The 20899-nt window shown below is 66.0% G+C and carries 14 protein-coding genes; all 14 read left to right on the top strand.

Translation table 11 applies throughout. The annotated features are described in order from the left end of the window. The first annotated feature begins 68 nt into the window (after positions 1-68). Complete coding sequence (locus tag ACCD07_RS30860; RefSeq protein WP_413449533.1) at positions 69-3266, top strand: methyltransferase domain-containing protein; 3198 nt, start codon at positions 69-71, stop codon at positions 3264-3266. 19 nt (positions 3267-3285) lie between these two features. After that, positions 3286-6069, top strand: a complete 2784-nt coding sequence (locus tag ACCD07_RS30855) for a glycosyltransferase (protein WP_413449532.1) — start codon at positions 3286-3288, stop codon at positions 6067-6069. A 143-nt stretch (positions 6070-6212) separates the two neighbouring features. After that, positions 6213-6986 carry a glucose-1-phosphate cytidylyltransferase gene (rfbF, locus tag ACCD07_RS30850; protein WP_353405512.1) on the top strand — a complete coding sequence of 258 codons (774 nt, stop codon included), beginning with the start codon at positions 6213-6215 and terminating at the stop codon, positions 6984-6986. Next, positions 6983-8065 carry a CDP-glucose 4,6-dehydratase gene (gene rfbG / locus ACCD07_RS30845; protein WP_413449534.1) on the top strand — a complete coding sequence of 361 codons (1083 nt, stop codon included), beginning with the start codon at positions 6983-6985 and terminating at the stop codon, positions 8063-8065. The genes rfbF (ACCD07_RS30850) and rfbG (ACCD07_RS30845) overlap by 4 nt, the downstream gene beginning before the upstream one ends. A 24-nt stretch (positions 8066-8089) precedes the next feature. Continuing rightward, positions 8090-9415 carry a lipopolysaccharide biosynthesis protein RfbH gene (gene rfbH, locus ACCD07_RS30840; protein WP_413449531.1) on the top strand — a complete coding sequence of 442 codons (1326 nt, stop codon included), beginning with the start codon at positions 8090-8092 and terminating at the stop codon, positions 9413-9415. Then, positions 9415-11250, top strand: coding sequence for a thiamine pyrophosphate-binding protein (locus ACCD07_RS30835; RefSeq protein ID WP_413449530.1), 1836 nt, complete (start codon positions 9415-9417; stop codon positions 11248-11250). Before rfbH ends, ACCD07_RS30835 begins: the two co-directional genes overlap by 1 nt. A gap of 1 nt (position 11251) precedes the next feature. Beyond that, positions 11252-12184 (top strand): NAD-dependent epimerase/dehydratase family protein, encoded by a 933-nt coding sequence (locus tag ACCD07_RS30830; RefSeq protein WP_413449529.1) that lies wholly within the window; start codon positions 11252-11254, stop codon positions 12182-12184. Between the two features lie 6 nt (positions 12185-12190). After that, positions 12191-13102: an acetaldehyde dehydrogenase (acetylating) gene (locus tag ACCD07_RS30825; protein ID WP_413449528.1), complete on the top strand. Its 912-nt coding sequence runs from the start codon at positions 12191-12193 to the stop codon at positions 13100-13102. Continuing rightward, complete coding sequence (gene dmpG / locus ACCD07_RS30820) at positions 13095-14120, top strand: 4-hydroxy-2-oxovalerate aldolase (RefSeq protein WP_176656070.1); 1026 nt, start codon at positions 13095-13097, stop codon at positions 14118-14120. Before ACCD07_RS30825 ends, dmpG begins: the two co-directional genes overlap by 8 nt. Before the next feature lie 3 nt (positions 14121-14123). Then, a complete protein-coding gene (locus tag ACCD07_RS30815; protein ID WP_413449527.1) occupies positions 14124-15197 on the top strand; it encodes an NAD-dependent epimerase/dehydratase family protein in 1074 nt (357 codons plus the stop codon). Next, entirely contained in the window at positions 15187-17976 is a 2790-nt protein-coding gene (locus ACCD07_RS30810; RefSeq protein WP_413449526.1) for a glycosyltransferase, read from the top strand. Before ACCD07_RS30815 ends, ACCD07_RS30810 begins: the two co-directional genes overlap by 11 nt. A gap of 54 nt (positions 17977-18030) precedes the next feature. Further along, the gene (locus ACCD07_RS30805) at positions 18031-19356 is read left to right on the top strand and encodes a methyltransferase domain-containing protein (protein ID WP_413449525.1); all 1326 of its coding nucleotides are present in this window, start codon (positions 18031-18033) and stop codon (positions 19354-19356) included. A 129-nt stretch (positions 19357-19485) separates the two neighbouring features. Beyond that, the gene (gene rfbF / locus ACCD07_RS30800; protein ID WP_353405512.1) at positions 19486-20259 is read left to right on the top strand and encodes a glucose-1-phosphate cytidylyltransferase; all 774 of its coding nucleotides are present in this window, start codon (positions 19486-19488) and stop codon (positions 20257-20259) included. After that, the coding region (rfbG, locus tag ACCD07_RS30795) for a CDP-glucose 4,6-dehydratase (RefSeq protein ID WP_413449524.1) at positions 20256-20899 on the top strand (644 nt) is incomplete at its 3' end. The genes rfbF (ACCD07_RS30800) and rfbG (ACCD07_RS30795), both read left to right, overlap by 4 nt.

The raw sequence follows: 20899 nt of genomic DNA, 5'->3' as shown, positions 1-20899 counted from the left end.
CTGCCACGCGTGGCAGATTGCCGGAACTGACCCCAGGTTGGAACCGGCCCCGGGTTAGAATACATGCTATGACCGTTCAAGTTCCCGCCGTACCCGCTTCTTTCGATTCCAGCCCGCTCGGCACCGTCATGGCGATGGCCGTCAAGGGGGTGCTGTCCATCGGCGACCTGTTCGGCGCCGCCGGCGTGCTGCAGGAAAGCGGCCAGGTGCCGGCCGCCATCGCGCTGTACCGCACCTGGATCGCCCACACGCCGTCGCCGATGGTCTATGCCGCCTGCTTCAACCTGGCCGTGGTGCTGTCCACCGCCGGCGACGATGCGGCCGCCGAGGCGCTGCTGCGTCAGGCCATCGCGCTCAATCCGGATTTCGTCGAGGGCCGCCTGAACCTCGGCTCGCTGCTCGAACGCGCCGGCCGCCCGGACGATGCGCTGGCCATGTGGAACGCCATCCTCACCGATCCGATCCAGCCCGACATCAAGACCAACACCTCGCTGTACATCCAGACGCTCAACAACCTGGGCCGCCTGCTGGAGATCCGCAAACGCTATCCGGAGGCGGAAGCCGTGCTGGCACTGAGCCTGCGCGTCGATCCCAAGCAGGCCAACGTGATGACGCACTGGGTCCACCTGCGCCAGAAGCAGTGCGAATGGCCCGTCTACAGCGGCCTCGAACACATCTCCGTCGCCACCATGATGGAGGGCACGTCGGCGCTGGCGATGCTCAGCGCGTCCGCCGATCCGGCCCAGCAGCTGGCCGCCTCGCGCCGCTTCGTCACCGAAAAGGTCAACGCCAACGTCGCCCCGCTGACCGGCGCCCACGGCTACGGCCACCAGCGCCTGCGCATCGGCTACCTGTCGTCGGACTTCTGCTCGCACGCGGTCTCGATCCTGACCGCCGAGCTGTATGAGCTGCACGACCGCGGCAAGTTCGAGGTCTACGCCTTCAGCTGGAGCCGCGAGGACGGCTCGCCGATCCGCGCCCGCGTGGTCAAGGCCATGGACCACTACATCCGCATCGACAAGATGACCGACGAGCAGGCCGCCCGCGCCATCCGCGCCCACGAGATCGACATCCTGGTCGACCTGCACGGCCTGACCCTGGGCGCGCGCCCGAACATCCTGGCGTTCCGCCCGGCGCCGGTGCAGCTGACCTATCTCGGCTTCCCCGGCAGCACCGGCCTGCCCGGCATCGACTACGTGCTGGCCGACGAATTCCTGATCACGCCGGAGATGACCAAGGACTTCACCGAGAAGCCGCTGTACCTGCCGGACACCTTCCAGATCAACGACCGCCAGCGCCTGATCGCGCCCACGCCGACCCGCGCCTCGGTCAACCTGCCGCAAGACGCCTTCGTCTTCTGCTCGTTCAACAATAACTTCAAGTTCACGCCGGACGTGTTCGACGTGTGGATGAACATCCTGCGCCGCGTGCCCAACAGCGTGCTGTGGCTGGTGGCCGATTATCCGGAAGTGCGCGAGAACCTGTACCGCTACGCCGAACAGGCGGGCGTGGCCCGCGAACGCCTGATCTTCAACAGCCGCGCCGTGCCGGCCGAATACCTGGCGCGCTACCAGCTGGCCGACCTGTTCCTCGACACCTTCCCGTTCAACGCCGGCACCACCGCCAGCGACGCGCTGTGGGCCGGCCTGCCGCTGCTGACCTGCGCCGGCCGCACCTTCTCGTCGCGCATGGCGGGCAGCCTGCTGAAGGCGGTCGACCTGCCGGAGCTGATCACCTTCAACTTCGCCGACTATGAAGAGAAGGCCGTCGCGCTGGCCCACGATCCGCAGCGCATCGCCGCCATGAAGCGCCAGCTGATCGACAACCGCCTGACCTGCGCGCTGTTCGACAGCCCGCGCTTCGTGCGCAACATGGAAGCGGTACTGCAGCAGATCGCCAAGCCGGCCGCGCCGCGCCTGGCGCCGCAGCCCGCTCCGGTGCTGAAGCCAGATGTCCCGCGCCTGCCGGCCTCGCAGATCCCCATCGTCACCGTCTCCTACAACGCGCCCGACCTGGTCGAGGCGCTGCTGTCGTCGCTGCGCAAGTTCTATCCGAACCGCGTGTATATCATCGACGGCTCCAATCCAGACATCGCGGAAAAAATCCGTGCCATGGCGGCCGGCTACGACAACGTCGAGTTCATCCCGTTCGGCTACAACATCCACCATGGCCCCGGCATGACCTGGGCCATCAACAACCTCGGGTTGAAGGGCGAAGTGCTGTTCCTCGATTCGGACGTGGAAGTGGTCAACCCCGGCTTCATCGAGTCGCTGCAAAGCCATTTGAAGCTGGGCATGTACGGCGCCGGCCACCTGCGCATCGTCAGCGAAGGCGGTTACGAGAACCCCGTCGAAAATCCCATCCGCTACCTGCACCCGGCCTGCATGCTGGTCAATCTCGACGTGGCGCGTTTGTGGCCGCTGCCGATCAAGCACGGCGCGCCGATGATCCAGACCATGCTGGCCATTCACCGCGCCGGCGCCCATCACCTGATCGAGGCCGTCGACTGGGTCGACCAGGATTTCAGCCGTGAGTCCAGGCGCGTCTTCCTCAAGCACGACTGGCAGGGCACCGTGATCTGCACCGGCGGCTACCACTACGACCTGCCCACCGCCTCGGCGCAGATCAACCAGGACCTGCTGTCCATGGTGCCGGCCGACGCCCGCAAGCTGGTCGACGTCGGCTGCCACGACGGCGCCTTCGCCAAGGCCTACCGGCAGCGCAACCCGATCTGCAACTACACCGGCATCGAGCGCGATCCTGCGCCGGCCAACGCCGCCCGCCCGCATTGCGATTTCGTGTTCGACCAGGATATCGAAAGCGCCAGCCCGGAGTTCTGGTCGCACGTGAGCGGGGCCGATTGCTGGATACTCGGCGAGGTGCTCGAACACATGAACGACCCGTGGGCCTTGCTGACCAAAATCCGCTCCAACATGGCGCCGGGCGGACGTGTGGTCGCGGCCATCCAAAATTTCCAGCACTGGAGCATCCAGGCCCGCCTCAACGCCGGCGACCTGCGCTACGGCCAGGGCGCGGCGATGAACAAAGGCCACAAGCGCATCTTCACGCGCGGCGCCATGCTCGACCTGTTCCTGCAGTCGGGCTTCAAGATCGCCGGCGGCAGCTCGCGCATACCGGAAGAACCGGCGCGCGACAAATACCTGCCGGCGATACGCCTGATGGCCCAGGCCAGCGGTGTCGATCCGGAGATCGCGGTCGAGGACGCGCTGGCCCCGCAATACATCCTGGTGGCAGTCGCCGCCTGATACGGATATCGAGGCCCGCATGTCCGCCCAGCTGAACGCCGCCATCGCCGCTGGCAATATCGCGGAGGCGGCGACGCTGGCGTTCGCGCAGGCCGGACTGGGCGTACTGCCGATCACGGAGCTGATCGGCATCGCCGGACTGCTGGCCGGGCAGGGTAAGCAGGAACGGGCCATCGCGCTGTACCAGCTGTGGATCAAGCACTGCGACACGCCGCTGCTGCATGCGGCCTGGTACAACCTGGCGGTGCTGCAGATGCAAGGCGGCGACGAGCGCGCCGCCGAACGTTCGTACCGCCGCGCGCTGGAGATCCAACCGCATTTCACCGAAGCCTATCTCGGCCTCGGCGCGCTGATGGAGCGCCGCCGCAGTCCCGACGAGGCGCTCGACACCTGGCACGAGGCGCTGGACCTGCTCGATCCGGCGGCCGCCAACGCGCGGCAGCTGCAGATCCAGCTGTTCAACAATATCGCCCGCGTGGCCGACGGCGAGCAGCGCTATCCGGAAGCGGAAGACGCGCTGACCCGCAGCCTGCAGCTCGATCCGCGCCAGCCGCTGGTCGCAGCCCACTGGGTACGGCTGCGCCAGCAGCAATGCGCATGGCCGGTGCTGGCCGCGCTGCCGGGGCTGGACGAAGACCAGCTGCTGACGGCCGCCTCGGCCCCCACCACGCTCGGCGCCAGCGACGATCCGGCGGTACAGCTGGCGGCGGCCCGCCGCCATGTCGCCGCCCATGTGCCCCGCGGCGCGGCGCCGCTGTCCGACCAAGCCGGCTACACGCACCGCAAGCTGCGCATCGGCTACCTGTCGCCGGACGCCTGTCCGCAGACCGCCGAACTGTACGCGCTGCACGACCGCAAGCTGGTCGACGTCTACGGTTTCTGCTGGAACGAGGAAGACAACTCGCCCGCGCGCCTGCGCCTGGTGCAGGGCCTGGACCATCACGTGCGCATCGCCGGCATCACCGATCTGCAGGCGGCGCAGCTGATACGGGCGCATGAAATCGACATCCTCATCGACCTGCAAGGCCTGGCTGTCGGCGGCCGGCCCGGCATCCTGTCGCATCGCCCGGCGCCGGTGCAGATCGCGTGGCTGGGCTATCCCGCCACCACGGCGCTCGACAGCATCGACTACGTGCTGGCCGATGCCTGGGTTCTCCCGCCGGAACTGGCGCCGTACTACACCGAGCAGCCGCTGTACTTGCCGGACAGCTGCCGGATCAACGACCGCCAGCGCGCGACGGGTCCGCGCCTGGGGCGCGCCGCATACGGGCTGCCGCAAGACGCCTTCGTCTTCTGCAGCTTCGGCGACAGCCGCAAACTGGCGCCGCCGATGTTCGGTGCCTGGATGCGCATCCTGCAGCGCGTGCCGGACAGCGTGCTGTGGCTGACGTCCGGCAGCGAACAGGTACGCGACAACCTGCGCGTGGCCGCGCTGCGCCACGGCGTCGCCAGCGACCGGCTGTATTTCGCCAGCCACGCGCCGGAACACAACCTGGCCCGCTGCCAGGCGGCCGACCTGTTCCTCGACACGCTGCCCCTCAACGCCGGCACCGCCGCCGGCGACGCGCTGTGGGCCGGCCTGCCGCTGCTGACCTGCTCCGGCCGCAGCTACGCAGGGCGCATCGGCGGCAGCCTGCTGCACGCCGCCGGCGTGCCGGAACTGGTCACCCGGAACCTGAGCGACTACGAGGACATGGCCGTACGGCTGGCGCAGGCGCCGGACCAACTGGCCGCGCTGCGCCGGCAGCTGAACGACAACCGCGACACCAGCGCACTTTTCGACACCCCGCGCCTGGCGCGCAACCTGGAGCAGCTCTACCGGCGCGTGGCGCGCGGCACGCTGAACCGCCGCAACGCCAAACGCGCCGACACCAGCCTGCCCCTGGTCAGCATCCTGATCGCGGCGGCCGACACGGATGCCGATGCCTTCGAACGCACGCTGCGCAGCGCGCTGGCGCAAACCTGGGGCCACACCGAGATCATCGTCAGCGACAGCAGCGGCAGCGACGCGTTGCGCACGCGGATCGCTCCGCTGCTGGCGCGCCATCCGCAGCTGCGCTACAACCGCGCACCTGGCCTGTCGCCGGCGGCCAGCCTGGATCACTGCCTGGCGCTGTCGCTGGGCGAATACATCGCCGTCGCGCCGCAGGGCGACGTCCTGTTGCCTGAAAAACTGGCGCGTATGATGCACTTTTATCAAACCTATCCGAACGTCGGCCTGGTCGGCAGCTGGCGCCAGCCGCAGGACGACGACGGCGCCGCGCTGCCGGGCGCGCCGGTATTCGGCACCGACACGGTGGTCGACGGCGCCTCGCTGGGCAGCCTGCTGTTGTCGTCCGATCACAACGCCACCGCCACGCTGTGCGACGCCGGCGCGCTGCTGCTGCGCCGCAGCATTATCGGCGCCGGCTTCGGCCACTATCACGGACGGCAATATCAATATCTGTCCGGCATCGCCATGGCCTTGTCCGCGCTGGCCGGCCGCGATGGCGTCTACCTGGCCGATCCGCTGTCCAGCCACCGCCCATCCCGCACATCACCCGCCGCGCAGGCCGACGCCGATGCCCTGCTCTGCGCGCTCGACGGCTTGCATCTTTTATACGCAGCCCATGCGCAGCATGCCTTCCTGTCCGACCCCGCCGCTTTCAAACAGGTACTGGCCGCCCGCCTCGCCGCCCTCAACGCGCTGCTCACCGGCCGCCACGCCGCGCTGTCCATACAGCTGTCGGCCAGCGCCAGCCTCGATCTGGCCGACTTGCACGATGTGCTACGGCAGGGCTACCAGTTGCTACTTTCCCACTGAGTCTCCTTTTTTGTGGAAATTTCCCATCCTTCCTGAAGACGCCCCAAACAGGCCCTGCTTTTCGTTTAAAATACGACGGATGTGGCTGACAATATGTCCTGTACGGACCACACACATAATCAGCACAACTATTCGGGGATAGTATGAAAGCAGTCATATTGGCAGGCGGCTTGGGCACCAGGCTTAGCGAGGAAACCACTGTCAAACCGAAGCCGATGGTCGAAGTCGGCGGCAAGCCTATCCTGTGGCACATCCTGAAGAGCTATTCCGCGTTCGGCATCAATGACTTCGTCATCTGCTGCGGCTACCGCGGCTACGTCATCAAGGAATTCTTCGCCAACTACTTCCTGCACACCTCGGACGTCACCTTCGACCTGCAGCAGAACTCGATGGAAGTGCACGAGCGCCACGCCGAACCATGGAAGGTCACGCTGGTCGACACCGGCGCCGACACCCTGACCGGCGGCCGTCTCAAGCGCGTGCGCCAGCACGTCGAGAACGACGAAGCCTTCTGCTTCACCTACGGCGACGGCGTGGCCGACATCGACATCGGCGCTTCGATCGCCTTCCACAAGGAACATGGCAAACTGGCCACCATGACCGCCGTGCAGCCGCCGGGACGCTTCGGCGCCATCGACATGAACGGCCAGCGCATCATGAGCTTCAAGGAGAAGCCCCAGGGCGACGGCAACTGGATCAACGGCGGCTACTTCGTGCTCTCGCCCAAGGTCATCGACCTGATCGACGACGACAGCACCATCTGGGAAAAAGGCCCGCTCGAGAAGCTCGCCGAGAGCAACCAGCTCGACGCCTGGCTGCACCACGGGTTCTGGCAGCCGATGGACACGCTGCGCGACAAGGTCCTGCTCGAAGAGCTGTGGGACAGCGGCAAGGCGCCGTGGAAGCGATGGCCATGAATCCGGCGTTCTGGCGCGGCAAGCGTGTTTTCCTGACCGGGCACACCGGTTTCAAGGGTAGCTGGCTGAGCCTGTGGTTGCAGCAACTGGGCGCCCACGTCACCGGCTACGCCCTCGAAGCACCAAGCAAACCAAGCCTGTTCGATACCGCCCACGTCGGCGCCGGCATGAGCTCCGTCATCGGCGACATCCGCGACGGCGTCGCGCTGCGCGAGGCGATGATGAAGGCCAGGCCGGAGATCGTCATCCACATGGCGGCGCAGGCGCTGGTGCGCTACTCGTACGCCAATCCGGTCGAGACCTACGCCACCAACGTCATGGGGCTGGTGAACTTCTTCGAAGCGGTGCGCCACACGCCCGGCATCAAGGCCGTGGTCAACGTCACCAGCGACAAGTGCTATGAAAACAAGGAATGGGCCTGGGGCTACCGCGAGAACGAAGCCTTCGGCGGCTACGACCCTTACAGCAACAGCAAGGCCTGCGCCGAGCTGGTGACGGCCGGCTACCGCTCGTCGTTCTTCAATCCCGAAAAACACGCCGAGCACGGCGTCGCGCTGGCATCGGGCCGCGCCGGCAACGTCATCGGCGGCGGCGACTGGGCCGAGGACCGCCTGATCCCCGACATGGTGCGCGCCATCGCCGCCGGCAAGCCGGTGCGCATCCGCAGCCCGCACGCGATCCGCCCGTGGCAGCACGTGCTCGAACCGCTGTCGGGCTACCTGACCCTGGCCGAGCACTTATACACCCACGGCGCCGCGTACGCCGAAGGCTTCAACTTCGGCCCGCACGACATCGACGCGCGCCCCGTGGAATGGATCATCTCGCGCCTGTGCGAGAGCTGGGGCAAGGGCGCCAGCTGGGAGCTGGACAGCCAGGCTGATAAGCAGCCGCACGAGGCGCACTACCTCAAGCTGGACTGCTCCAAAGCCCGCAGCCGCCTGCAATGGCAGCCGCGCTGGCACCTGGGCCACACCATCGACATGATCGTCGCATGGCACCAGGCGCACGCCGCCGGCGCCGACATGCGCGCGCTGACGCTGGCGCAGATCGACACCTATCAAAACACCGCACATCTTTAAGCGCACATAACCAAGGCTGGAATCATGAGTGAAGCACAAAGCAAGGAACAACTCCGCGAACAGATCATCAAGCTGGTGGCCCAATACGGCGCCCTGGCCAGTGTGCCGAAGGCGTTCGAGCCCGGCGTGACCATCATTCCGCCGGCCGGCAAGGTCGTCGGCGCGCCGGAAATGGAACTGATGGTCGAGGCCTCGCTGGACGCCTGGCTCACCACCGGCCGCTTCAACGACCAGTTCGAGGCCAGGCTGGCCAAGATGATCGGCGTGAACTTCCTCATCACCGTCAACTCCGGCTCCTCGGCCAACCTGGTCGCGTTCAACACGCTGACCTCGCCCAAGCTGGGCGCGCGCGCGATCCAGCAGGGCGACGAGGTGATCGGCGTGGCCGCCGGCTTCCCCACCACCGTCAACCCGATCATCCAGTTCGGCGCGGTGCCGGTGTTCGTCGACGTCGAGCTGGGCACCTACAACATCGACGTGACCAAGCTGGAAGCGGCGATCTCGCCCAAGACCAAGGCCATCATGCTGGCCCACACGCTGGGCAATCCGTACAACCTGGACGTCATCACCGCCATCTGCAAGAAGCACAAGCTGTGGCTGATCGAGGATTGCTGCGACGCGCTGGGTTCGACCTACCACGGCAAGATGGTCGGCACCTTCGGCGACATCGGCACCATGTCGTTCTACCCGGCCCACCACATCACGATGGGCGAAGGCGGCGCCGTGTTCACCAACGATCCGGAACTGAAGATGATCGCCGAGTCGTTCCGCGACTGGGGCCGCGACTGCTACTGCGCGCCGGGCAAGGACAACACCTGCGGCAAGCGCTTCTGCCAGTGCCTGGGCACGCTGCCGATGGGCTACGACCACAAGTACACCTACAGCCACCTGGGCTACAACCTGAAGATCACCGACATGCAGGCCGCCTGCGGCCTGGCCCAGATCGACCGCGCGCCCGGCTTCATCCAGGCCCGCAAGGACAACTTCGCCTACCTGAAGGAGCGCCTGCAATCGTGCGCCGAATTCCTGATCCTGCCGGAAGCGACCGAGCATTCGGACCCGTCGTGGTTCGGCTTCCCGATGACCCTGAAGCCTGAGGCCAACGTCTCGCGCGTGGACCTGCTGACCTACCTGGACGAGCACAAGATCGGCACCCGCCTGCTGTTCGCCGGCAACCTGACGCGCCAGCCCTACATGGTCGGGCGCAACTACCGCGTCTCCGGCGACCTGACCAACACCGACCGCGTCATGAACGACACCTTCTGGATCGGCGTCTTCCCCGGCCTGACCCGCGAGATGCTGGACTTCGCCGTCGACAAGCTCGAAACCTTCTTTGGCGTGAACTTCTGATGCAAGCGCAAGACACTAAAGTAAAAGTCGCCGACCTGGTCGCAGAGACCCTGGAAAGCCTGGGCATCCAGCACGCCTTCGGCATCATCGGCGCCGGCAACGTCCATTTGTTCGAAGCCATCACCCGCCGCGGCTACACCGAGATCGTCTGCGTGCACCACGAGCAGGCCGCCTGCATGGCGGTGCAGACCTACTATCGCACTTGCGGCAAACTGTCCGCCGCGCTGCTGACCACCGGCGCCGGTTCGACCAACGGCGTCACCGGCGTGGTCTCGGCCTGGGCCGACTCGATTCCCTGCATCGTCATCGCCGGCAACGAAAACAGCAAGTTCACCTTCCCGGAAAACCCGCTGCGCATGTGGGGCGTGCAGGGCTACGATTCCTGCCAGATGGTCGAACGCGTCAGCAAATACCAGATGCGCGTGATGCAGCCGACGCAGACCCGGCTCGAACTGCAGAAGGCCGTGCACATCGCGCTGGACGGCCGCCCGGGTCCGACGTGGATCGAGATCCCGCTGGACATCCAGTCGCAGCGCATCGAACGCGACACCATCGCCCAGTTCGAAGCGCCTGCCGCCGCCGACTATCTGAGCGACACCGTCTCGGCGCAGGTCGATTCCGTGCTGGCCGCCCTGCTGAAAGCCGAGCGTCCCGTGCTGTGGCTGGGCAACGGCATCCGCCTGGCCGGCGGCGAAACGCGCATCGCGCCGCTGCTGGAAAAGCTGGGCGCGCCGGCGCTGGTGTCGTGGGCCGGCATCGACATGATCGATTCGTCGCACCCGCTGGTGTTCGGCCGCGCCGGCGTCTACGGCCAGCGCGCCGCCAACTTCATCTTGCAGAACAGCGACTACGTGCTGGCCATCGGCACCCGCCTGGCGATCCCGCAGATCGGCTACGACCTGAACGAACTCGCGCGCCTGGCGCGCATCGACGTGGTCGACATCGACGCCGACGAAGTGGTCAAGCACGCCAAGCGCACGCAGGAAAACATCCTGTGCGACGCCCGCGTCTTCATCGAGGCGCTGATCTCGCGTCTTGAGGCCCTCACCGCGCCGGTGCCGTCCAAGGCCGCCTGGCTGCAGACCTGCCGCGCCTATGAGGAGCAGTTCCCTTGGGTCGGTGCGGAGCACGCGGACAAGGACGGCTTCATGAACTCCTACCGCTTCATGCAGCGCCTGAACGATTTCTTCAAACCGGACCAGGTGGTCGTCACCGACATGGGCACGGCCCTGCTGAGCGGCCACCAGGTGCTGCGCTTCAAGGAAGGCCAGCGCTTCATGACCTCCACCGGCCTGGGCGAGATGGGCTACGGCCTGCCGGCCGCGCTGGGCGTCTCGTTCGCCAACGACCGCGGCGAGGTGATGTGCCTGAACTGCGACGGCGGCATGATGATGAACCTGCAAGAGCTGCAGACCATGGTGCACCACAAGCTGCCGATCAAGCTGTTCATCTTCAACAACGACGGCTACCTGATGATCAAGCACACGCAGAAGTCCCTGTTCAAGGGCGGTTACGTCGGCACCGACCGCGCCTCCGGCGTGTCCTGCCCGGACTTCTCCAAGCTGGCCACCGCGTTCGACATCCCGTCCTTCCAGATCCGCAGCTGGGACGAGTGCGACGCCACGCTGGAGGCCGTGCAGGCCGCGACCGGCCCGGTGATCTGCGAAGTGTTCATGAGTCCGACGCAGCTGTTCTCGCCGAAACTGGGCGTGGTGGCGCGCGCCGACGGTTCGCTGGTGTCGCCGCCGCTGGAAGACCTGTCGCCGCTGATCCCGCGCGACACGCTGGACAAGGCCATGATCGGCGGCATGCACGAAAAATCGAAATCCCTCTAAGATGAACCGCGTCGCCATCCTCGGTGCGAGCAGCCAGATCGCCAAAGATCTGATCCTGTCCTTCGCGCGCGAGGGCAACACCGAAGTGCTGCTGTACGTGCGCGACACGGCGGCGGCACAGCGCTGGCTGGACGCGCACCAGCTGGACTTTCCGGTGGCCGTCTACGCCGACTACGGCCAGGCTCCGCATGACGCGGTGCTCAACTTCGTCGGCGTCGGCGATCCGCAGCGCGCCGCGCAGATGGGCGGCGCCATCTTCGGCGTGACGCAGGAATTCGACGACCTGGCCTTGCGCGAGCTGCAGCGCCATCCCGAACGCCGCTACATCTTCCTGTCCAGCGGCGCCGCCTACGGCAGCGGTTTCGAGCAGCCGGCCGGCCCGGACACCCCGGCCATCGTCAACCTCAACGCGCTCAAGCCGCAGGACTACTACGGGGTGGCCAAGCTGCACGCCGAATGCAAGCACCGCGCGCTGCCGGAGCTTTGCATCACCGACCTGCGGGTGTTCAACTACTTCAGCCGCACGCAAGACCTGAACGCCCGTTTTTTCATCACCGACCTGCTGCGCGCCGTGCGTGACGACACCGTGCTGCAGACCCACGCCGGCAGCATGGTGCGCGACTACCTGCACCCGCAGGACTTCCACCAGCTGGTGTCCTGTGTGCTGCGCGCGCCCGCCGGCAACCGCGCCATCGACTGCTACAGCGCGGCGCCGGTGGAAAAGGTCGAACTGTTAACCGCCATGGCGCAGCGCTTCGGCCTGCGCTATGAAGTCGGCGCAGCCTCGGTGGTCAACGCCACCGGCACCAAACCGCATTATTATTCGCTCAACAGGCAAGCTGCCGAATTGGGCTACCATCCGGCCTATTCCTCCATCGATGGCATCAGCGCGGAATCGGCCATAATACTTGGCAGGGACAACACCATTAGGTGAAACAAGATGACTAGCACCGACAAACTCAAGATCGCCATCATCGGCTCCGGCAATATCGGCACGGACCTGATGGTCAAGGTGATGCGCTCCAAGCATTTGGTCTGCACGCTGTTCGCCGGCCGCAATTTCAATTCGGCCGGCATGAAGCGCGCCAGCCAGCTCGGGGTGCCCCTTTCGGACCGCGGCATCGAGGCTATCATCGCCGATCCGTCCATCTGCGACCTGGTGTTCGACGCCACCTCGGCCCAGGCCCACGTCGGCCACTGGGCGGCGCTCGATAAACTGGGCAAGACCGTGATCGACATGACCCCGGCCAAGCTGGGCGAGTTCTGCATCCCGGCCATCAACGCCCAGGCCACGCTGGACACCGGCACCCGCAATATCAACATGATCACCTGCGGCGGCCAGTCGTCGATCCCGATCGCCGCCGCCATCGGCGCGGTGCACCAGGACATCGAGTACGTCGAGGTGGCCTCCAGCATCGCCTCGCGCAGCGCCGGCCCGGCCACCCGCGCCAACCTGGACGAATACATCGAGACCACCGAGGAAGCGCTGCAGCGCTTCTCCGGCGCCCGCCGCGCCAAGGCGATCCTGATCCTGAACCCGGCCAACCCGCCGATCGACATGCAGACCACGATCTACGCCAAGATCGCCAACCCGGACCTGCCGGCGATCCGCGCCTCGGTCGATGCCATGGTGGCCCAGCTGAAAACCTATGTGCCCGGCTACGGCCTGGTGGTGCCGCCGACCATCGAAGGCGGCCGCGTGGTCACCACCATCAAGGTGGTCGGCGCCGGCGACTACCTGCCGCAATACGCAGGCAACCTGGACATCATCAACTGCGCCGCCATCGCGATGGCGGAAATGGTCGCCGCAGCAAGGCACAGCAAGCATAAAGAGGAGCGCAAGCATGGCTAAGAAAATCCTGATCACCGATCCGACGCTGCGCGACGGCAACCACGCCGTGCGCCACCAGCTGAGCCGCGAAGCCTTCATCGCCTATTGCAAGGCGGCCGAGGATGCGCGCGTGCCCATCCTCGAAGTCGGCCACGGCAACGGCTTGGGCGCCTCATCGATGCTGGTCGGCGAATGCCGGCTGAGCGACGACGAGATCCTGTCGGTGTCGCGCCAGCACCTGAAGAATTCGCGCATGAGCATCCACGTGATCCCCGGCTTCTGCACCATCAAGAAGGACCTGGTGCGCGCCATCGAGCTGGGTGTCGACGTGTTCCGCGTCGCCTCGCACTGCACCGAGGCCGACATCACCGACCGCCACATCCACTACGTGCGCCAGGCCGGCAAGGAAGCCTGGGGCGTGCTGATGATGAGCCACATGGCGACGCCGGCCACGCTGCTGGAGGAAGCCAAGAAGATGGAATCCTACGGCGCCGAGGCGATCGTCATCATGGACTCGGCCGGCGCCTACTTCCCGGAAGACGTCAAGGAGCGCATCGGCACGCTGGTGGACGGCCTGAATATTCCGGTCGGCTTCCACGGCCATAACAACCTGGGCATGGCCGTCATCAACTCGGTCACCGCCGTCAACGCGGGCGCCACCATCATCGACGGCACCATCCGCGGCTTCGGCGCCGGCGCCGGCAACACCCAGCTCGAAGTGCTGGTGGCCGTGTTCGAGCGCCTCGGCTTCGAGACCGGCATCGACCTGTACAAGATCCTCGACGCGGCCGACATCGCCGAGAAGGAATTCAACCCGGTCGCGCCGTCGATCTCGCCGCTGTCCATCGTCTCCGGCCTGGCCGGCGTGTTCTCCGGCTTCGCCAAGCCGGTGGCGCGCGCGGCCGAGGACTACAAGGTCGATCCGCGCGACATCTTCTTCGGTCTCGGCAAGCGCAACGCGGTGGCCGGCCAGGAAAGCCTGATCATCGAGGTCGCGCGCGACCTGGCCGAGAAAAACGCAGCAGCACTGAAAGGTTAAACCATGGCCGACCCACGCTTCGCAGAAACGCGCCAGGACGCCCTGGCCGCCTGCGCCACCCAACCCGACGTGCGCGCCGCGCTGGCGCGCCAGCACATCGCCGTCACCGGCGGCACCGGCTTCCTCGGCACCTGGATCGCCGAACTGGTGGCCGCGATGAACGACCAGTACAACCTGGGCATCACGCTCGACCTGTACGCGCGCAACATCGGCGAATGGCAGCAGAAATACCCGCACCTGGCCGCGCGCCTGGACATCCGCGTGCGTTCGCAGGACGTGCGCTCGTCGTTCGAGTTCGCCAAGAACACCAACTACGTGATCCACGCGGCCGGCATCCCGAACAACCGGGTGCACGCCTCCGATCCGCTGCGCGTGTTCCAGACCACCGTGTCCGGCATCAACAACGCGCTGGAGGCGGCCTCGCAGCTGGACGGCCTGCGCCGTTTCGTCAACGTCAGCTCCTGCCTGGTGGCCGGCCCGCCGCAGCGTCCCGGTCCGCTGAAGGAGAGCGACGCCTTCCCGCTGCCGGCCGGCCTGCTGCACACAGTCTACGCCGACGCCAAGCGCGCGGCCGAGATGACGGCGGCGATCTACCGCAGCCAGTACCGCCTGCCGGTATCGACGGTGCGCCCGTTCACCCTGGCCGGCGCCTACCAGGAGCTGGACCGTCCGTGGGCGATCAACAACTTCCTGCGCGACGTGCTGACCGGCGGCGAGATCCGCATCCACGGCGACGGCAGCGCGCGCCGCAGCTACCTGTACGGCGCGGACGCGGCCTGGTGGACGCTGGCCGCGCTGGCCAAGGGCGTCGACGGCGAGGTGTACAACCTCGGCAGCGCCACCGCGGTCACGCACAACGAACTGGTGCGCCTGATCGGCGAGCAGGTCTCGCCCAAGCCGCGCGTGGTGCTGAACACCGCGCCGAACCGCCTGCAGAAGGACGACGACCTGTACCCGGACATCAGCTTCACCGTGCGCCGCCTTGGCGTCAGCGAAACCTGCCCACTGGAACAGACCGTAGAGAAAGCCTACCGCTGGTTCGCCGCGCCACCATCGATTCGAGCTCATGCAAACTAATAAAACCGTAGTGGACGCCGGCCGCAGCGCGCTGGCGCTGGCCCAGAAGGGCAGCCTCCCGATCGTCGAACTGTTCCAGACCGGCCAGAATCTGGTGGAGGCCGGCGAACGGCCGCTGGGCATCCAGCTGTACCGCGCCTGGCTGGCCAACACGCCGTCGCCGCTGGCCTACGCGGTGCAGTTCAACCTGGCCGTCATGCTCAGCGACAACAACGAGCTGAACGAGGCAGAAGCCGCCTACCGCATGGCGCTGGCGCAGAATCCCCGCTTCAACGAAGGCCACCTGAACCTGGGCACCCTGCTCGAGCGGCTGCGCCGCCCGGACGAGGCGCTGGCCAGCTGGCGCGCGCTGCTCGAATACAGCAATCCCAAGCTGCCGGCCGACCAGCCGCACGTGATCCAGGCGCTCAACAACCTGGGCCGCCTGCTGGAGATCCAGAAGGACTTCCCGGCGGCCGAGGACGCGCTCACGCGCAGCCTGCTGATCGATCCGAAGCAGAAGAACGTCATCTCGCACTGGGTGCACCTGCGCCAGAAGCAGTGCAAGTGGCCGGTCTACAACACCAGCGTCTGCGGCATCCCGGTCGACGAGCTGATGGTCGGCACATCGGCGCTGGCCATGCTCAGCGCCTCGGGCGATCCGGCCCAGCAGCTGGCCGCCTCGCGCCGCTATGTCGAGGAAAAGGTCAACGCCGGCGTCGAGCCGCTGACCGGCCCGCAGGGCTACGGCCACGAGCGCCTGCGCATCGGCTACCTGTCGTCGGACTTCTGCTCGCACGCGGTGTCGATCCTGACGGCCGAGCTGTACGGCCTGCACGACCGCAGCAAGGTCGAGGTGTTCGGCTTTTGCTGGAGCAACGAGGACGGCTCGCCGATCCGCGCCCGCGTCATCGCCGGCATGGACCAGCACATCCGCATCGGCGGCATGAGCGACGAGGAGGCGGCGCGCCTGATACGCTCGCACGAAATCGACATCCTGGTCGACCTGCACGGCTTGACCCTGGGCGCGCGCCCGAACATCCTGGCCTACCGCCCGGCGCCGGTGCAGATCACCTGGCTGGGCCTGCCGGGCCCGACCGGCATGCCCTTCATCGACTACGTGATCGCCGACCCCTTCGTGCTGCCGCCCGAGCTGGAGCCGTATTTCACCGAGAAGCCGCTGCACATGCCGCGCACCTTCCAGATCAACGACCGCCAGCGCATCATAGGCGCCAGGCCCACGCGCGCGGCCAACAACCTGCCGGAAGACGCGTTCGTGTTCTGCGCCTTCAACAACAACTTCAAGTTCAACCCGGAGGTGTTCGACAGCTGGATGAACATCCTCAAGCGCACCGAAAACAGCTTGCTGTGGATGGTGGCCGACAGCCCCGAGGTGCGCACCAACCTGACGCGCCAGGCCGAACTGGCCGGCGTGGCGGCCGAGCGGCTGGTGTTCGCCGGCCGCGTGGTGCCGGCCGACTACCTGGCGCGCTACCAGGTGGCCGACCTGTTCCTCGACACCGCGCCGTTCAACGGCGGCACCACCGCCAGCGACGCGCTGTGGGCCGGCCTGCCGGTGCTGACCTGCGCCGGCCGCACCTTCTCGTCGCGCATGGCCGGCAGCCTGCTGAAGGCGGTCGACATGCCGCAGCTGATCACCACCACCCAGCAGGAATACGAAGACCTGGCCGTGGCGCTGGCGCACGACCGTCCGCAGGTCGAGGCGCTCAAGCGCCAGCTGCACGAGCAGCGCCTGAACTGCGCGCTGTTCGACAGTGCCCAGTTCGTGCGCGACCTGGAGGAACGCTACGCCCAGATCGCGCTGAAAGGCAACGCCGGCCTGCAGGCGCCGCAATTCGCCGGCGCCCGTCCGCCGCAGGTCGACACGCGCCTGCCCAAGGTATCGATTTTGATGCCGACGCACAACCGTCCCGACTACGCCGAACTGGCGCTGCAAAGCATCCTGGCGCAAACCTGGGGCAACCTGGAAATCGTCATCAGCGACAACAGCACCGACGAGCTGACCCGCGAACGCTTCGCCCCCTACATGGCGCGCTACGCCAACATCCGCTACCTGCGCTCGCCCGGCCTGGGTCCGCTGGACAACTTCCTCAATTGCTACCGCAACTCCAGCGCGGAATACGTCAACTACCTGATGGACGACGATCTGTTCCATCCGGAAAAGATCGAGCGCATGATGGCCTGCATGCTGGGCCAGCCCAACATCGGCCTGGTGACCTCGTTCCGCCAGTTGATCGACGCCAACGGCCGTTACCTTGCGCCCATCCATGGCACCGAGCGCATGTTCGAGATCGCCACGGCGGTCGGCGGCAGCTCGCTGGGCGACATGATCCTGAGCAACGGCCAGAACCTGATGGGCGAACCGACCACCGTGCTGTTCCGCCGCAGCCAGCTGCCCGGCCATTTCGGCATGTTCCTGGGCCGCCAGTACACCACCCTGTCCGACGTGGCCACCTGGCTGGCGGTGCTGTCCAACAGCGACTGCGCCTACCTGCCGGAAGCGCTGAGCTACTTCCGCCTGCACGGCGGCCAGGACCAGCGCAACGAAAAAGTGCGCATCCAGGCCAACATCGAATGGCTGCAGCTGCTGTGCGATGCCCACCAGCAAGGCAAGTTCATGCGCAACCGCGCGCAGCTGCGCGAGATGCTGACCAACAAGCTGGTCAACTGCGTCTGGTTCCTGTCGTCGGTGTGGGAACAGGTCGAGCCCAACTACCCGATCGATAAAATCGGCGCCCTGATGCAACAGGCCACCACTATATTGCTAACCAAGGGTTGAGCCGCCGGCTCTACGACCGCGGCCAACCACCCGAACCACCTGATAATGCAGCCCATGGACGTCAAGAACATTCCCGTCATCTCCGTTTCCTACAATTCCGCGGAATTGATCGAGGATTTACTCAGTTCGTTCCGGGCTCATTACAGCAATCCCGTCACCATCATCGACGGATCGGGCGAGCAGCACTACCGCGCCATCGAAGCGGTCTGCGCGCGGCATGAAAACGTCCGCTTCATCCACTTCGACTACAACATCCACCACGGTCCCGGCATGGCCTGGGCGTTCCAGAACCTGGAGCTGCAGGGGCCGGTACTGGTGCTGGATTCGGACATCTTCGTGCTGCATCCGGGCTTCCTGGAAGCCATGGCGGCCGAGCTGAAGCCGGGCATGTACGGCGTCGGCTATGTCAATCACGTCAATGAGGGCGGCTACGACGTCGACTACGAGCAGGGGGCGGTGCGCTACCTGCATCCGGCCTGCATGCTGGTCAATATCGAGGTGCTGCGGGCCTGGCCGATGCCGACCAAGCACGGCGCCCCGATGACCGAGCCCATGCTGGCCCTGCACCGCGCCGGCCAGGATAGCCTGGTGCAAGGCTTGCAATGGTTGAAGGAAGACTTTCTTAACACCCAGCCCGGCCCGCGCAACTATCTGCGCCACGACTGGCAGGGTACCGTCAAGCGTACCGGCGGCTACCACCTGGAAGACTGGCAGCGCGCCAGCCACCAGGCGGCGGGCGTGCGCCAGCTGGTCAAATCGCTGATGCCGGCCGCGCCGGCGCGGGTGCTGGAGATCGGCGCCGGCGACGGCTTCCTGGCGCGCGACGTCAAGGAAGCGGCCCCCGCCACGCATTACACGGCGGTCGAGCTGCACACCGAGACGCCCAGCGAAAACAAGGGCGCCTGCGACCTGGTGCTGCAGCGCGACGTCGACCATCTGGGCGACGACTTCTTCCGCGACCAGGCAGGCGTCGACTGCTGGATCCTGGACAAGGCCCTGGAACGCCTGGTCCATCCGGAAAAGCTGCTGGCCCGCATACGCAAGGTCATGAAGGCCGACAGCTGCATCGTGGCGGTGATTCCCAACCTACAGCACTGGAGCGTGCAGGCCAAGCTATGCCTGGGCGACTTTCGCTATGAGGAAAACGGCATTCTCGACCGCGCGCACCTGCGCTGGTTCACGCGCGGCACCATCTTCGACGTGTTCCAGAAGGCCGGCTACCAGATCGTCCAGGGGGCCCCGGTGATCCATGAACGCATGGAAAATCCCTTGCTGACCGCTGCCTTACAGCAACTGGCGGCCAGCGTCGGCGCCGATCCGGCCCTGGCGCTGGAAGACGCCCAAGCCGCCGCCTACGTGATCAAAGCCGTTCCGCGCTAATCCACTGTTGCCTTGCGGAGCTAAAAGCCTAGCTAAGAGGCCAAATACGCTCTGCTTTTCGTTTAAAATGCAACTGCAGTGCCTGACAATGCAGTCTGCGAGCAATCCTTTTACTATCCCGGAGACAGCATGAAAGCAGTGATACTGGCAGGCGGCTTGGGCACCAGGCTTAGCGAAGAAACCACTGTCAAACCGAAGCCGATGGTCGAAGTCGGCGGCAAGCCTATCCTGTGGCACATCCTGAAGAGCTATTCCGCGTTCGGCATCAATGACTTCGTCATCTGCTGCGGCTACCGCGGCTACGTCATCAAGGAATTCTTCGCCAACTACTTCCTGCACACCTCGGACGTCACCTTCGACCTGCAGCAGAACTCGATGGAAGTGCACGAGCGCCACGCCGAACCATGGAAGGTCACGCTGGTCGACACCGGTGCCGACACCCTGACCGGCGGCCGTCTCAAGCGCGTGCGCCAGCACGTCGAGAACGACGAAGCCTTCTGCTTCACCTACGGCGACGGCGTGGCCGACATCGACATCGGCGCTTCGATCGCCTTCCACAAGGAACACGGCAAGCTGGCCACCATGACCGCCGTGCAGCCGCCGGGACGCTTCGGCGCCATCGACATGAACGGCCAGCGCATCATGAGCTTCAAGGAGAAGCCCCAGGGCGACGGCAACTGGATCAACGGCGGCTACTTCGTGCTCTCGCCCAAGGTCATCGACCTGATCGACGACGACAGCACCATCTGGGAAAAAGGCCCGCTCGAGAAGCTCGCCGAGAGCAACCAGCTCGACGCCTGGCTGCACCACGGGTTCTGGCAGCCGATGGACACGCTGCGCGACAAGGTCCTGCTCGAAGAGCTGTGGGACAGCGGCAAGGCGCCGTGGAAGCGATGGCCATGAATCCGGCGTTCTGGCGCGGCAAGCGTGTTTTCCTGACCGGACACACCGGTTTCAAGGGTAGCTGGCTGAGCCTGTGGTTGCAGCAACTGGGCGCCCACGTCACCGGCTACGCCCTCGAAGCACCAAGCAAACCAAGCCTGTTCGATACCGCCCACGTCGGCGCCGGCATGAGCTCCGTCATCGGCGACATCCGCGACGGCCTCGCGCTGCGCGAGGCGATGATGAAGGCCAGGCCGGAGATCGTCATCCACATGGCGGCGCAGGCGCTGGTGCGCTACTCGTACGCCAATCCGGTCGAGACCTACGCCACCAACGTCATGGGGCTGGTGAACTTCTTCGAAGCGGTGCGCCACACGCCCGGCATCAAGGCCGTGGTCAACGTCACCAGCGACAAGTGCTACGAAAACAAGGAATGGGCCTGGGGCTACCGCGAGAACGAAGCCTTCGGCGGCTACGACCCCTACAGCAACAGCAAGGCCTGCGCCGAGCTGGTGACGGCCGGCTACCGCTCGTCGTTCTTCAATCCCGAAAAATACGCCGAGCACGGCGTCGCGCTGGCCTCCGGCCGCGCCGGCAACGTCATCGGCGGCGGCGACTGGGCCGAGGACCGCCTGATCCCCGACATGGTGCGCGCCATCGC

The sequence above is a fragment of the Duganella sp. Dugasp56 genome (assembly GCF_047304105.1).
Classification (GTDB): Bacteria; Pseudomonadota; Gammaproteobacteria; order Burkholderiales; family Burkholderiaceae_D; genus Rugamonas; species Rugamonas hordei.
The sequence above is the reverse complement of the archived record's forward strand: the minus strand, read 5'-3'. Positions and strand labels throughout refer to the sequence as shown.